The organism is Trinickia terrae, from assembly GCF_005144415.1.
Taxonomy (GTDB): Bacteria; Pseudomonadota; Gammaproteobacteria; order Burkholderiales; family Burkholderiaceae; genus Trinickia_A; species Trinickia_A terrae.
The window spans coordinates 329,466-343,215 of the sequence record NZ_SWJE01000002.1 but is presented as its reverse complement, the minus strand read 5'-3'; the positions used below and the strand labels follow the sequence as shown (position 1 = coordinate 343,215).

The window sequence follows — 13,750 nt, the reverse complement described above, 5'->3', positions numbered from 1 at the left end:
TGGCAATGTCGACCTACCAAAACTGGCTTCATTCCTGGCCCGGCGTTTTGTTCCTCGCGATAGGCGCGGCGTTCGCGTGCGGGGCGGTGCTTTCGACGTTATTGAAAACCGGCCTGGCTTGGCGCCTTGCCACCGACATCCCGAACGATCGCTCGCTCCACGTGCGTCCAACCCCGCGCGTGGGTGGATGGGGCATCGCCCCGGTGAGCGTCGCGGCGATCCTGTTGGTGGCGCCCGGATTGTGGCTCGTGGCGGTCTGCGCGCTCTTTCTCGCTGCCGTTTCGCAGATCGACGACCGGCAGGGCTTGCCGGCGAGGGTTCGCTTCGCGGCGCATTTCGTGGCCGTGGCGGCGCTGATCTTGGCGTACCCGGCGGCAACGCCGTGGTGGATGCTTGCCGGCATTGCATTTCTGATGCTCTGGCTGGTCAATCTTTACAACTTCATGGACGGCGCCGACGGGCTCGCGGGAGGCATGGCGCTGTTCGGGTTCGGGGGATATGCGCTCGCCGCGCTTGTGGGCCCGCATCCGGCGCAGGAACTGGCGTTCGCCTGCGCGGCCGTGGCCGGGGCGGCGGCGGGTTTCCTTTTCTTCAATTACCACCCAGCCAGGATTTTTCTTGGCGATGCCGGATCGATTCCGTTGGGGTTTCTGGCCGGGGCGCTCGGCTACTGGGGCTGGCGCGCAGGTACGTGGCCCGTCTGGTTTCCCGCGATGGCCTTTGCCCCTTTCATCGGCGACGCGTCGGTGACGCTCGTGCGGCGTCTCGCCCGCGGAGAAAAATTTTGGCAAGCGCATCGCGAGCACTACTATCAACGGATGGTGCGTTCCGGCATGGGGCACGCGCGAACCGCGCAGTGCTGGTATGTCGTGATGCTCGTGGGCATAATGCTTGCTCTATGGGCGCTAGGCCGTTCTGCGGCCTTTCAGTGGGGGCTTGTTGCTATATGGGTTGTTCTGCTCGTGCTGATCGGCGCCGCAATCGATGTTCGCTGGCGTCGTTTCCAAACAACAGTTTCCGAACAACCTGAGGTGTGAAGCCGATGTTTCGACTCAAAGCCTCGTGGCTGTCGTTCAGCGCCTTTCTGTTCGATTTATGCGCTGTCCTGGGCACATGGCTCGTCGCCTATCTGATTCGCTTCAATGGCGCGATTCCAGGCGATTTCTGGTATGGCGCATTACACGCGCTTATCTGGGTGCTGCCGCTCTACGGCCTGATGTTCCGCGTCTTCGGCCTCTACCGCGGCATGTGGGTCTTCGCGAGCCTGCCCGACCTGATGCGCATCTCCAAGGCCGTGGTGACGGGCGGCATCGTCGTCATGGTCGCCGCCGTGATGGTGCAGCCGAAGCCGATCGTTCCGCGCTCTGTCCTGATCGTCTCCCCGATCCTGCTGTTCCTCACCATGGGCGGGGCCCGCGCGATCTACCGCGCCACCAAGGAGTTCTACCTGTACGGCGGCCTCGTCGGCCAGGGCAAGCCCGTGATCGTGCTCGGCGCCGGCGGTGCCGGCGCGAGCCTGGCCCGCGAGCTCGCGCGTTCCGGCGAATGGCGTCTCGTCGGCCTGCTCGACGACGACCCCGCCAAGCAAGGCCGCGAAATCTACGGCCACAAGGTTCTCGGCCCGATCCGCGAGCTCTCGCGCTGGGCCGCGACGCTGCGCGCCGAGCACGCGATCATCGCGATTCCGTCGGCTTCGGTCGACGCCCAGCGCCGCGTCGCCACGCTGTGCGTGCGCGCCGGCGTGCGCGCGATGGTGCTGCCCGCGCTCACCACGCTCGCGCCGGGCCAGGGGGTGCTCTCGCAGGTGCGCCAGATCGACCTCGAGGACTTGCTCGGCCGCGACCCCGTCAAGATCGACATGCCGCACGTCGAAGCGCTGTTGCACGGCCGCGTCGTCATGGTGACGGGCGCAGGCGGCTCGATCGGCTCGGAGCTGTGCCGCCAGATCCTGCGCTTCGCGCCGGCCCAGCTGATCGCCTACGATCTGTCCGAATTCGCGATGTACCGGCTCGCCGAGGAGCTGCAGGAGCGCTTCCCCGACCTCCCGGTGGTGCCGATCGTCGGCGACGCAAAAGACTCGCTGCTGCTCGACACGACGATGTCGCGCTACATGCCTCACATCGTCTTCCACGCCGCCGCGTACAAGCACGTGCCGCTGATGGAGGAGTTGAACGCCTGGCAGGCGGTGCGCAACAACGTGCTCGGCACCTATCGCGTCGCGCGCGCGGCGATCCGGCACAGCGTCAAGCACTTCGTGCTGATTTCCACCGACAAGGCCGTCAACCCGACCAACGTCATGGGCGCGAGCAAGCGTCTGGCCGAGATGGCGTGCCAGGCGATGCAGCAGACGAGCGGGCACACCCAGTTCGAAACGGTGCGCTTCGGCAATGTGCTCGGCAGCGCGGGCAGCGTGATCCCCAAGTTCCAGCAGCAGATCGGCAAGGGCGGTCCGGTCACGGTCACTCATCCGGAAATCACGCGGTTCTTCATGACGATTCCCGAGGCGTCGCAGCTGGTGCTGCAAGCATCGAGCATGGGGCAGGGCGGCGAGATCTTCATTCTCGACATGGGGCGGCCGGTCAAGATCGTCGATCTGGCGCGCGACCTGATTCGCCTTTACGGCTATAGCGAGGAGCAGATCCGGATCGTCTTCACGGGGCTGCGTCCGGGCGAGAAGCTCTACGAGGAACTGCTCGCCGATGACGAGACCACCACGCGCACGCCGCATCCGAAGCTGCGCATCGCGCGCGCGCGTGAGGTGCCCGACCATCTGCTCGATGAGTTGCTGCCGTGGCTGATGCAGCATCGCGTGCTGTCCGACGACGAGGTGCGCCGCGATCTGCGCCGCTGGGTGCCCGAGTATCAGTCGACGACGGCGCCGGTGCTGCAAAGTGTGTCGACGCCGGCTGGCCGCGCCATGTCGGGCACGGCATGACGATACGGCTCGAGAATGGGAGTGAAGGTCGTAAAAAAAGGCGCTCGAAGCGCCTTTTTTCATGTCCGGTGATGCCCCCTGCGAAACACGAGCCACCTTGGCGACTTGAACCGCACGATGCTGACGTAGAGCCAGACATAGGTCACCGCGAACAAGACCACGAAGCAGAACAGATGCACGGTGTGGCGCCAGAACAGCGTCGCCGGAATCACCGCGACCAGGCACAGCAGCCACAGATAGGGCGACGTCAGCGAATTGCGCCGCGTCAGCTCACGTGCCGTGCGCACGCCCACCGCCCAGCGCATCAGCCGCTTGTAGACGAGCATGTGCAGATGCACGCCGTCCGGAATCCCCGGTGACATCCCGCGAATGAACTTCTTCCGGTAGATCGAGAAGCAGGTCTCGAAGATCGGGTACATGAAGAGGAGCACCGGATACCACGCGGACACGTCGCGATGCCGCATCACCAGCAGGATCGACAGTTCGGCGAGCATGAAGCCGATGAAGTACGCACCGCCGTCGCCGAGGAAGATCAGGCCGGCCGGGAAGTTCCACATGAAGAAGCCCATCACGGCGCCCATCATGATGAACGACGCGGACAGCACGATCGGGTCGTGCACCTGGAACGCCACGTAGGCGAGCGACGCGAACATCATGAACGCGACCATCGAGGCGAGGCCGTTGAAGCCGTCGATGATGTTGATCGCGTTGGCGAGCGCGGCGACGGCGAGCACCGTCACGACGCACGAGATGACCGCATACGACAGCAGGAAATCGAGCGGCGGCACGCTGATGCGCGTGACCGCGATATCGAGTGCGAAATAGGCGAGGGCGGCGGCGCCCATCGTGCAGACGAGGCGCGCGAGAGGCGATACGCGCTTGGTCAAGTCTTCGATCAAGCCCGACGCGAACGCCGGAATGCCGCAGGCGATGAGCCCGAGGATGCCGCCCGAGACCGCGGGATAGGCAGGGTGCAGTTGCACCGCGCCCACGACGAGCCCGCACAGGATGCCGACTCCGCCCACGCGCGGCACGGGCCGGGCGTGGAATTTCTGGACGCCGGCAAGATCGGTATCGGTCGAGAATTTTTCGTGCAGATGCGCGTAGCGCACGATCAAGAGCGTGATCAGCAGCGAAACGAGAAAACCAAGCGCGAAGCTAAGCATTGAAATGGCCTGAAAACGGACGCCGAATTATACAAACGAATCGTCGTCACCCACCCTGCCGGGCAATATTCACGGGCACGCCACCATCGTCTTTTCGATGACCTGGGCAAGCGCCGAAAACGCTTTGCCGATCCGTTCGTTCGGCACGCAGGCATAGCCGAGCAGCAAGCCTTGCCTCACGTGCGCCTCGCTGTGGTAGTAGGCCGTGAGCGGACGCACGATTACGCCCGCGTCGTAGGCGGCCGCCGTCACCTCGCGGTCGTTCGCGTGCCCGGGCAGGCCGAGCACGAGGTGCAGGCCCGCCTCGTCGCCCATCACCGGCAGCTCGGCGCCGAAGTGCGCGGTGATCGCATCGATCAGGATCTGGCGGCGCTCGCCGTACAGCGCGCGCATGCGGCGCACGTGCGAGGTCAGGTGGCCGTCCATGATGAATTCCGCCAGCACCGCCTGATGCATCAGCTGACCCTCGCGATACAGCTCGGCGACGCCGGTGCGGAACCGGTCCACCAGATGCTCGGGCGCGATCATGTAGCCGATGCGCAAGCCCGGGAACAGCATCTTGCCGAGGCTGCCGACGTAGATCACCTGGCCCGCGTCGTCGAGGCCTTGAAGCGACGCGAGCGGGCGGCTGCCATAGCGGAATTCGCTGTCGTAGTCGTCCTCGATGATCCACACGCTGTGCTGGCGGGCGTATTCGAGCAGGGTGCGGCGGCGCGCGAGCGACATCACCATGCCGAGCGGATACTGGTGCGACGGCGTCACGAGCGCGAGGTGCGGCGGGTCCTGCAGGTCGTGCTCGCGCGGGTTGAGCCCTTCGTCGTCGACCGGCACCGGCACGAGCCTCACGCCCAGCGATTCGAGCACGCTGCGCGCGCCCCAGTAGCACGGTTCCTCGACCCACGCGCGGTCGCCGACGTCGGTCAGGAGGCGCACGGCGAGATCGATGGATTGATGGATGCCCGTCGTGATGATGATCTGGTCCGGCGTGCATTTGACCGAGCGGGCCACGCGCAGATAGTCTGACAACGCGCGCCGCAGCGGCCGGTAGCCGCCGCCCGGCGCGTAGGTCAGCAGGTCGGGATTCGCGTCTTTCCAGAGCTTGGCCTGCAGGCGGCTCCAGGTGCGCGCGGGGAACTCGGCGACGTCGGGCACGCCCGGCATGAAGGCGCCCCATTGCTTCGGCGCCACGCCGGCCTTGTGGATCAGGCGCTGTCCGCGCGCCGACAGGTCGCCTCTTTCACAGCGGGCCGGCGCGGCCAGTGAGGCTGTCGAGGCCGGCAGATCCGGATCGGGCGCGAGCTTGCGCGCGTTGACCGCAGCGGTGTCCGGCCGCGTATCGGCGACATAGGTGCCGCTGCCGGTCGACGAGAGCACGTAGCCTTCGGCCGTGAGCTGGTCGTACACGTGCACGACCGTATTGCGCGCGATCCGCAGATCGGTCGCGAGCGTTCGCGAGCTGGGCAGCTTGGTGCCCGGCGCGAGCTGGCCCGTCAGGATCGCCTGCTGCATGAGGCGCAGCAGCTGCCGGTAGCCGGGCTCGGCTGCGCCCCGGTCGAGCTGGGCGGCGAGCCAGTCCGACAAGATCACCGTATCCAAGTGGTTCTATCCAGAATATTGAAATGGTTCCGTATTGTAGAACCGTGACCGTCTATAGTGGCTCCCATGTTTGCTGCCTGGCTTCGTTTTCGATGGAGCCGGTCGAAAGCTAGGGAATACCCTGAAAGGAATGCGGAAGGAGACTTGGACGATGAAGACGGAAGATGTGATTGTCAGCTTTCGGGGCGTGCGCAAGACCTATGACGGCGAGACGCTCGTCGTCAAGCAGCTCGACCTCGACATCTATCAGGGCGAATTCCTGACGCTGCTCGGGCCGTCGGGCTCCGGCAAGACGACTTGCCTCATGATGCTGGCCGGCTTCGAGTTCCCGACCGGCGGCGAGATCTGGCTCGACGGTACGCTGCTCAATACCGTGCCGCCGCACAAGCGCAACATCGGCATGGTGTTCCAGAACTATGCGCTGTTTCCGCACCTGACCGTCGAGCAGAACGTCGCCTATCCGCTGACCGTCAGGAAGTGTCCTGCCGACGAGCGCGCCCATCGCGTGAATCACGCGTTGAAGATGGTCCGCATGGAAAGTTTCGCGAAGCGCTACCCCGCGCAACTGTCCGGGGGGCAGCAGCAGCGCATCGCATTGGCGCGCGCGCTCGTGTTCGAGCCGAAGCTCGTGCTGATGGACGAGCCGCTCGGCGCACTCGACAAGCAGTTGCGCGAGCACATGCAGTACGAGTTGAAATCGCTGCACGAGAAGCTCGGCGTCACGTTCGTCTACGTGACGCACGACCAGGGCGAGGCGCTGACGATGTCCGATCGCGTCGCCGTGTTCGACAAGGGCATCGTGCAGCAGCTCGATACCGTCGACCGGCTGTACGAGTCGCCCTGCAACGAGTTCGTCGCGAACTTCATCGGCGACAGCAACCGGCTGCGCGGCACGATCGCGAACGTCGACGGCGAGTTCTGCGAGTTCCATCTGCTCGACGGCACGCGTCTCGTCGGGCGCAATATCGGCGGCGCGCGCGCTGGAGCAAAGGCTGTCGCCTGCATTCGCCCGGAGCGGATGAAGCTCGCGAGCCGCGCAAACGGCGCGTCGAACGGATCACGCAGCGCGAATGCGCTCGACGGCGAAGCGCGCAGCCTGATCTATTTCGGCGATCACGTGCGCATGCGTTGCGGCGTGCGCGAACAGGACGAATGCTTCGTGAAGGTGCCGCTCGGCACCGATGCGCTCGATGCCTTCGCCCCCGGCGCACCGGTATCCCTCGAATTCGCGGCAGAGCATCTGCGCATCTTCGCCGAGGCAGCCTGAGCCGCACAGGCGCCTCGACGCTGCGGCATGACAACCCCGTTCCACCCTATTTGGCGCATCACCACACAAAAGAGGAAGACATCATGATGAAGATCGGAAAATCGCGCTGTGCACTGGCTGCCGGCATGGCGCTCGCATTCTCCGCGGCGCAGGCCGGCGCGGCGGAGCTGACCGTCGTCAACTTCGGCGGCGCGAACGGCGACGCGCAGAAAGCCGCGTTCAACCAGCCGTTCGAAACGGAGTCGGGCACCAAGGTGACGGCCGTCGAGTACAACGGCGAGCAGGCCAAGGTCAAGGCGATGGTCGAAGCGAAGCACGTGAATTGGGACGTCGTCGAAGTGGAGTCGGGCGATCTTGGCCGCGGCTGCGACGAAGGTCTGTACGAGAAGCTCGACTGGTCGAAGATCGCGAAGAAGGGCGACCTGATTCCCGAAGCGCCGCAAACGTGCGGTGCGGGCATCTTCGTGTGGTCGACCGTGTTTGCCTACAACGCGGACAAGCTGAAGACCGCGCCGGCGAGCTGGGCCGATTTCTGGAACGTCTCGAAGTTCCCGGGCAAGCGCGGCATGCGCAAGGGCGCGCGCTACAACCTCGAGTTCGCGCTGATGGCCGACGGCGTTGCGCCGAAGGACGTCTACAAGGTGCTCGCGACGAAGGAAGGCCAGGATCGCGCCTTCAAGAAGCTCGATGAGCTCAAGCCGAACATCCAATGGTGGGAAGCCGGCGCGCAGCCGCCGCAGTTCCTGGTGGCGGGCGACGTCGTGATGTCGACGGCGTACAACGGCCGCATCGACGCCGCGCAGAAGGAAGGCAAGAACCTGAAGGTGGTCTGGAACGGCAGCATCTACGACCTCGACTACTGGGCGATTCCGAAGGGCACGCCGAACAAGGATCTGGCCGTCAAGTACATCGCCTACTCGCTGTCGTCGAAGCCGCAGCAGGACTACGCGAAGCATATCGCGTACGGGCCGGTGAACGTCGCCGCGGTCAAGTCGCTCGACGCGAAGACGCTCTCCAACCTGCCGAACTCGCCGGCCAACGGCAAGAACGCGGTGCTGCAGGACCTGACGTTCTGGAACGACCACGGCGACGAGCTGGAGCAGCGCTTCGCCTCGTGGGCCGCGAAGTAAGCGCTGAAGCGCTAACTGCGGCTGGCCGCTGAGGGCTTGGAGTAAGTGCTGAAGCACGAACTCCAAGCAACCTCAGCATGGGATCAGAGTAAGCGCTGAAGCGCTAACTCTGATCGACACAGGAGAGGGGAGTGAGCACGATGACAATCGCCGCCGATTCGACGACAGCGTCGGCGCACAAGCTCAAGCGCGAGCTGAAGGCCGCGGAAGCGAGAAAGCGCACGATGGCGCTCTTGCTCGTCGCGCCGCTGGCCATTTTTCTGCTGCTGATCTTCGTCGTGCCGATCGGCGCGCTATTGACGCGCGCCGTGCAGAACCCCGAGATCGCCACCGCATTGCCGCATACGGTCGACGCGCTGCGCGGCTGGGACCGCAAGTCGCCGCCGGGCGACGCCGCCTACGCGGCGCTCGCGGCCGACCTCACCGCGAACCAAGAGGGCGAAGTGCTCGGTGCGCTGGCGCGCCGCTTGAACACCGAAATTCCAGGCTATCGCTCGCTCGCCGCGAAGACGGCGCGCGCGATGCCGCTCAACGACGATGCCGGCCACGCGCTGCCGCCCGCGCAAATCCGGGCCAAGCTGGTCGAGCTCGATTCGCGCTGGGGCGATGTCGCGTACTGGCAGGCCATCGCCAAGAACGGCAGCGCGTATTCGCCGTTCTATCTGCTCGCGTCGCTGGACCATAGGCAGGATGCGTTCGGCCATATCGCGCCGAGCGACCCGGATCAGCAGATCTACCTCACCGTGTTCAGCCGGACGTTCGCGATCAGCGCAGCGGTGACGGTGTTCTGCCTGTTGCTCGGCTATCCGCTCGCCTACTGGATTTCGACGCTTGACGAGCGCCGCGCGAACCTCGTGATGATCCTGGTGCTGATCCCGTTCTGGACGTCGATCCTCGTGCGCGTCGCCGCGTGGATCGTGATTCTGCAAAGCGAAGGGCTCGTCAACAAGGCGCTGATCGGCAGCGGGCTGATTCACGATCCGCTCGCGCTGCTGTTCAACCGCGTGGGCGTCTACATTTCGATGACGCACATCCTGCTGCCCTTCATGATCCTGCCTTTGTACAGCGTGATGAAGTCGATTCCGTCGAGCTATCAGCGCGCGGCGGTGTCGCTCGGCAGCCACCCGTTCGCGGCGTTCTGGCGTGTGTACGTGCCGCAGACCTATCCGGGCATCGGCGCGGGCGCGCTGCTCGTCTTCATCCTGGCGATCGGCTACTACATCACGCCCGCGCTCTTGGGCGGGCCGAACGATCAGATGGTGAGCTACTACGTCGCCTATTTCACGAACGTCACGATCAACTGGGGCATGGCGTGCGCACTGGGCGGCCTGCTGCTGGCTGCGACGCTCGTGCTGTACGTCGTGTATGGACGCTTCACCCGCTCGAGCCTGAGCCTCGGCTGAACGATCGCTAAAGGGCCAATCGATGAAATTCTCTCGACCGATGTTCGCGCCGCATATGTCGCTTGCCGAGCGCGCCTGGTATTTCGCGCTGCGCGGCCTGTGCGTGCTCACGCTGCTGTACCTGATCCTGCCGGTGCTCGCGATCGTGCCGTTGTCGTTTTCGTCGAGCACGTTTCTCGTGTATCCGATTCCGGGCTGGTCGCTGCGCTGGTACCAGAACCTGGTCGCGTCCGACGAATGGCGGATGGCGGCGAAGAACAGCTTCATCGTCGCGCCGTCCGCGACGGTGGTCGCGACGGTGCTCGGCACGCTGGCCGCGATCGGTCTTTCCAAGGCGAACTTTCGCGGCAAGGGCCTGCTGATGGCCGTGCTGATCTCGCCGATGATCGTGCCGGTCGTGGTGGTGGGCGTCGGGATGTATCTGTTTTTCGCGCCGCTCGGGCTCGCCAACACCTATGTGGGCCTGATACTCGCGCATGCCGCGCTCGGGGTGCCGTTCGTCGTGACGACGGTGGGCGCGACGCTGCAGGGCTTCAATCACAATCTCGTGCGCGCGAGTTTGTCGCTGGGGGCGAATCCGGTGTCGACGTTCTTCAGGATCACGCTGCCCGTGATCGCGCCGGGTGTCATTTCAGGGGCGCTGTTTGCGTTTGCGACGTCGTTCGACGAAGTGGTCGTGACGTTGTTCCTCGCAGGTGCGAATCAGGTCACCTTGCCGCGTCAGATGTTCACCGGCATTCGCGAGAACATCAGCCCTACTATCGCTGCGCTTGCCACTATCCTGATCGTGTTCTCGACTTGCTTGCTGCTTGCGCTCGAATGGTTGCGCGGGCGTAACGCGGCGCGGGCGATTGCTTGATCGCTTGCCTTCGGTTCTCTAACGGTGCTTGTCGTTCTGATGGATCGGAAGTTTGAGGTTTTCGCGAAAACTTTGAATTCGCGCCGGTCCGTTTAGTCCGTCCCTCCCCAGGACGCGCTTTTGGTTACTTTTGTCCTTGCCAAAAGTAACCAAAAGCGCGTCCTGGGCGGACGGCCTTGGCCCGTTAGCACTCAGTCCTGTTGGCGGTAGCGGTCTTTGGGTTCCAGCGTCTCCGCACGACGAACGGCCGAAGCGCACGCGGCTCGTGGTTGCCTCGGCTTCGAATCAAACCCATGTCGGCGGTCGGGAAGCGTCTGAAAAGGCTCGTCTTGCGACGCATGCGCCACAAAACCTCAATCCGCCCTCTTGGGCCCGACCTTCCGTTCAGTCGGGTTTGAGGTTCATGCGCGAGGCTTGGACCGTGGCGCGCGACGCTTTGAGGCTCATGAGCGAAGCTCGGACCGCGGCGCGCGAGGCTCTGAGGCCCATGCGCGAGGCTCGGACCGCGGCACGCGAGGGGTTGAAGCTCATGCGCGAGGCTCGGACCGCGGCACGCGAAGGTTTGAAGCTCATGCGCGAGGCGCAGACCGCGGCGCGCGGGGCTTTGAGGCCCATGTGCGAGGTTCGACGTCTACGATCCTGACCGGGTTGTCCTGTCCGATGTAGTCGTCGATGCATTCGGGAAGAAGTGAAACCTGCTTGCGGTCATCGCCTTCAACGAATCGCTTCATGAGTCACCCAGTCTGAATGCGTTGATTCAGTCTAGGCGATCAGTGCGTTTTCACACAGGCTCGGCCAGAAACAGTCATTCGCGTCGCCGCAAGCTCGCTACAAAGCCGTCGTTAATGCCTGAAAAACTCTTCCAGCCGGTCGCCCGCGTTGTACGTGGAATGGGCGACCACTGCGGCGGGCAGGCCGTGCAAATACATCATGACGCCGAACCCGATTCCCGCAATGATCGTGTCGCGATACTGATCGCTGTCAGGGTTGGCGTTGTGCGCACCCGCGAAGAGCGACGCCGAGATCGAGCCCGACAGGAAACTTGCTGCCGGTCGAGGTACGCCGACGGCCATCAAACCGAGAGCCAGCCCTTCCTGAACACCCACCCGGAAAATCGATTCTTCCAGGAACGGTGACAACAGTTCCGTGGCAAGGCTTTCGTTAACCCAACTCAATTGCGGGGTGTTCGCTATCCCGGTACTGACGTATCCTTGCGGACGTGCGATCACGCGCGACGCTCTGATGTAGTTCACGCTGACATAGTTCGGCATGTGAGAGAGGAGCCGATCGATGCCTGTGGCGATATGAACTCTATGCTCGGGATCGACTTTTTTCGTTATCCAGTTCGCACCACGTATCGCCACGGCACCGACCACCCCGGCCACAGTTTCCTCGGGGAAAAAATATCCGCCAATTGCGATCGTTGTGATTAAGCCCGCGTTGCTGACGAATACGCGAGCAGCCATGCTGGAGTAGTAGATGAGCCCGCTCGCCCCGTTGTAGAGCATGAGCCCCAGACCGTTTGGCCACATCGGTAGATCCCCCGTTCTCTGTACGATACGTAAACCGGGCGACGATAAGTTGCCCGGGATAGTCGTGAACTTCCCGGTATGCTACCAGCCTTCCTCAACAGCCGACCGTCGTAGACGGCGGTTTGGGGTCGAGGCTGTGTGAAAACGCGTGTCGGATGTGCTGTTCTGGATATTCGACCCTTCAGATCGCGCTGTAATGGCTTGGCAGCAGTTCGGGAAGGGTAAAGCGACACCTGAAAACCGAGTACTTTTGCGTTTTCACACAGCCTCGGCCAGAACGCGACATTCGCTGCAACCGCGACTTGGCTATTCAAGCGTCCGCTTCATTCCGGAAACGGCTGTTCCACGCCTATAGTGATGGATGAGCGTCTCGACTAGCGCGTTGCGCAACCGGCAATGGAAGCCTCCGCTCCGGATATCGTCCGACTTTTCCCGACTTTCGTTTGGCGGCGTCTCCTCGAGCAGGAGTGCTACGAGCCGCTTGATCGTGAGCTGATGGCGTACGTCGACACCTTAATCTGCAGCGGCAGCGGCATCCGTAACGGCGCCGCGTGGCAATCTGGTCACCAGCAACATAAAAGGCCGGAGTTTTCTGAGTTGATCGCGCATATCGGACGGGCTGCGCGCGACGTACTCACGTTTCTCAAAGTCGCAGATGCCCCATTTCACATTACCGGATGCTGGGTCAATGTGCTGGATCCAGGCGGGACACACGCGATGCACAGCCATCCCAACAATTTCCTGAGCGGCGTGTATTACCTGCGCTCGCAAGCTGGTGCCGACACGATCAATTTTCATGATCCGCGCCCACAGACGACCGTCATTCGTCCGCCCGTGACTGAGTTGACGGCTTACAACACCGATCAGGTGGTATTGCCAGTCAGCGAAGGCACGTTGTTGCTGTTTCCAGCCTGGCTACCGCATTCGGTGTCGGCGAACACAAGTGCGCAAGCACGCGTGAGCGTCAGCTTCAACATCATGTTTGCTGACTATGACACCACCATGAGCCCACCGCTCTGGTGAAATTGGAACGCGATGTCGGCAACCGCAAGCCTTCGCCCGGAAAGTCAGCGCGGTGCGACTTATACCTCTGTCATCGCCCAAACTGCATCGCGCGCAAATCGCGAAATCGATGCGGCAGATTCAGTGGGCAACGCCGATACGGCGGCGTTCATCGCCGAAAGGACCAATATCGCACTGGACGAATGGCCGCTCTGCACTTGGGACCTGCCTTTAATGCGGCACGCGGTCGAGCGTCCGAGATGGGTTGCGGATTCAACCGGTCGAGCCACGCACAGTCAGCGCCCTAATTTCCGCAACGCAGGAGAGTTTGTCGACATCGACCACGAAATGCGGATACCCAAAATCTAACAAGCTCTGTTGCCTTGATGCCAGGGCAGATTAAATTCTCCTCCCTCGGAGAGCAGCGGGGAGACGAACCCGGCGCGCCGGGTTCGCTGACTATGCGATCACTTACGCGGGCGTGATCACAAGCCGTTCTTGTTGGACTTCGATCTTGAGTTGCTGATGGGGTTTGAAACCGGCGTGTTCGAGCCATCGCCCGGAGAGCTTGAACCAGAGCATGAGGGGCGGGCCGTTACGGGGCCGAGGCGAATAGGGCCGCCAGCGACGGGATTGCTGAATCGTGACGCGGCGCTCGGGGTGAGCGGGACGTGAGGTAAGATTGGCGTCAGCCATAGTCGACTCCTGTACAGAGTTGATGGTGGTCAGCGGGTCGTACGGGTTGCCGCCCATACGGCCCGCGCTGCGTTTACGGCATCAGATGCGTGTGCCTCCTGTGTAAGCGATTGGGTTTATCGGAAGTCATCGAATCACTGTATGGATAGTCAGTCATCCGATCA

At 63.3% G+C, this 13,750-nt stretch carries 12 protein-coding genes; 8 read left to right on the top strand and 4 right to left on the bottom strand.

Features of this window, described 5'->3' with window-relative positions; all coding sequences use genetic code 11:
* Positions 1-5: 5 nt before the first annotated feature.
* Together FAZ69_RS04840 and FAZ69_RS04835 are read left to right on the top strand one after the other, a co-directional pair.
* The gene (locus FAZ69_RS04840) at positions 6-1,037 is read left to right on the top strand and encodes an MraY family glycosyltransferase (RefSeq protein WP_136892801.1); all 1,032 of its coding nucleotides are present in this window, start codon (positions 6-8) and stop codon (positions 1,035-1,037) included.
* 5 nt (positions 1,038-1,042) lie between these two features.
* Positions 1,043-2,935 (top strand): polysaccharide biosynthesis protein, encoded by a 1,893-nt coding sequence (locus FAZ69_RS04835; RefSeq protein ID WP_136892800.1) that lies wholly within the window; start codon positions 1,043-1,045, stop codon positions 2,933-2,935.
* Between the two features lie 59 nt (positions 2,936-2,994).
* On the opposite strand, the gene FAZ69_RS04830 is transcribed toward FAZ69_RS04835, so the two are convergent.
* Both FAZ69_RS04830 and pdxR read right to left on the bottom strand, forming a co-directional pair.
* Positions 2,995-4,101 (bottom strand): MraY family glycosyltransferase, encoded by a 1,107-nt coding sequence (locus FAZ69_RS04830; RefSeq protein ID WP_136892799.1) that lies wholly within the window; start codon positions 4,099-4,101, stop codon positions 2,995-2,997.
* Between the two features lie 69 nt (positions 4,102-4,170).
* Positions 4,171-5,697 (bottom strand): MocR-like pyridoxine biosynthesis transcription factor PdxR, encoded by a 1,527-nt coding sequence (gene pdxR, locus FAZ69_RS04825; protein WP_136892798.1) that lies wholly within the window; start codon positions 5,695-5,697, stop codon positions 4,171-4,173.
* A gap of 151 nt (positions 5,698-5,848) precedes the next feature.
* On the opposite strand from pdxR, the gene FAZ69_RS04820 reads away from it, so the two are divergent.
* From FAZ69_RS04820 to FAZ69_RS04805, 4 genes are all read left to right on the top strand, one after another.
* The gene (locus tag FAZ69_RS04820) at positions 5,849-6,964 is read left to right on the top strand and encodes an ABC transporter ATP-binding protein (RefSeq protein ID WP_136892797.1); all 1,116 of its coding nucleotides are present in this window, start codon (positions 5,849-5,851) and stop codon (positions 6,962-6,964) included.
* Between the two features lie 83 nt (positions 6,965-7,047).
* A complete protein-coding gene (locus FAZ69_RS04815) occupies positions 7,048-8,094 on the top strand; it encodes an ABC transporter substrate-binding protein (RefSeq protein WP_136892796.1) in 1,047 nt (348 codons plus the stop codon).
* A 131-nt stretch (positions 8,095-8,225) separates the two neighbouring features.
* Positions 8,226-9,497, top strand: coding sequence for an ABC transporter permease (locus FAZ69_RS04810; RefSeq protein WP_439654744.1), 1,272 nt, complete (start codon positions 8,226-8,228; stop codon positions 9,495-9,497).
* 22 nt (positions 9,498-9,519) lie between these two features.
* Positions 9,520-10,356, top strand: a complete 837-nt coding sequence (locus FAZ69_RS04805) for an ABC transporter permease (protein WP_136892795.1) — start codon at positions 9,520-9,522, stop codon at positions 10,354-10,356.
* Between the two features lie 842 nt (positions 10,357-11,198).
* Here FAZ69_RS04805 and FAZ69_RS04800 read toward each other — a convergent pair.
* Positions 11,199-11,864, bottom strand: coding sequence for a CPBP family intramembrane glutamic endopeptidase (locus tag FAZ69_RS04800; RefSeq protein ID WP_169708558.1), 666 nt, complete (start codon positions 11,862-11,864; stop codon positions 11,199-11,201).
* A gap of 420 nt (positions 11,865-12,284) precedes the next feature.
* On the opposite strand from FAZ69_RS04800, the gene FAZ69_RS04795 reads away from it, so the two are divergent.
* Complete coding sequence (locus FAZ69_RS04795; RefSeq protein WP_136892793.1) at positions 12,285-12,911, top strand: 2OG-Fe(II) oxygenase family protein; 627 nt, start codon at positions 12,285-12,287, stop codon at positions 12,909-12,911.
* Positions 12,912-12,923: 12 nt separating this feature from the next.
* Complete coding sequence (locus FAZ69_RS04790; RefSeq protein WP_136892792.1) at positions 12,924-13,259, top strand: hypothetical protein; 336 nt, start codon at positions 12,924-12,926, stop codon at positions 13,257-13,259.
* A gap of 102 nt (positions 13,260-13,361) precedes the next feature.
* Here the strand turns inward: FAZ69_RS04790 and FAZ69_RS04785 are convergent, their stop codons facing one another.
* Positions 13,362-13,586: a SymE family type I addiction module toxin gene (locus FAZ69_RS04785; protein WP_169708562.1), complete on the bottom strand. Its 225-nt coding sequence runs from the start codon at positions 13,584-13,586 to the stop codon at positions 13,362-13,364.
* Between the last annotated feature and the right edge of the window lie 164 nt (positions 13,587-13,750).

What these genes read in the sequence shown, in the direction of transcription:
- FAZ69_RS04840 (WP_136892801.1), top strand. Translation starts at nt 6, where the DNA reads ATGTCGACCTACCAAAACTGGCTTCATTCCTGGCCCGGCGTTTTGTTC.
- FAZ69_RS04835 (WP_136892800.1), top strand. Translation starts at nt 1,043, where the DNA reads ATGTTTCGACTCAAAGCCTCGTGGCTGTCGTTCAGCGCCTTTCTGTTC.
- FAZ69_RS04830 (WP_136892799.1), bottom strand. Translation starts at nt 4,101, where the DNA reads ATGCTTAGCTTCGCGCTTGGTTTTCTCGTTTCGCTGCTGATCACGCTC.
- FAZ69_RS04820 (WP_136892797.1), top strand. Translation starts at nt 5,849, where the DNA reads ATGAAGACGGAAGATGTGATTGTCAGCTTTCGGGGCGTGCGCAAGACC.
- FAZ69_RS04815 (WP_136892796.1), top strand. Translation starts at nt 7,048, where the DNA reads ATGATGAAGATCGGAAAATCGCGCTGTGCACTGGCTGCCGGCATGGCG.
- FAZ69_RS04805 (WP_136892795.1), top strand. Translation starts at nt 9,520, where the DNA reads ATGAAATTCTCTCGACCGATGTTCGCGCCGCATATGTCGCTTGCCGAG.
- FAZ69_RS04800 (WP_169708558.1), bottom strand. Translation starts at nt 11,864, where the DNA reads ATGCTCTACAACGGGGCGAGCGGGCTCATCTACTACTCCAGCATGGCT.
- FAZ69_RS04795 (WP_136892793.1), top strand. Translation starts at nt 12,285, where the DNA reads ATGGAAGCCTCCGCTCCGGATATCGTCCGACTTTTCCCGACTTTCGTT.
- FAZ69_RS04790 (WP_136892792.1), top strand. Translation starts at nt 12,924, where the DNA reads ATGTCGGCAACCGCAAGCCTTCGCCCGGAAAGTCAGCGCGGTGCGACT.
- FAZ69_RS04785 (WP_169708562.1), bottom strand. Translation starts at nt 13,586, where the DNA reads ATGGCTGACGCCAATCTTACCTCACGTCCCGCTCACCCCGAGCGCCGC.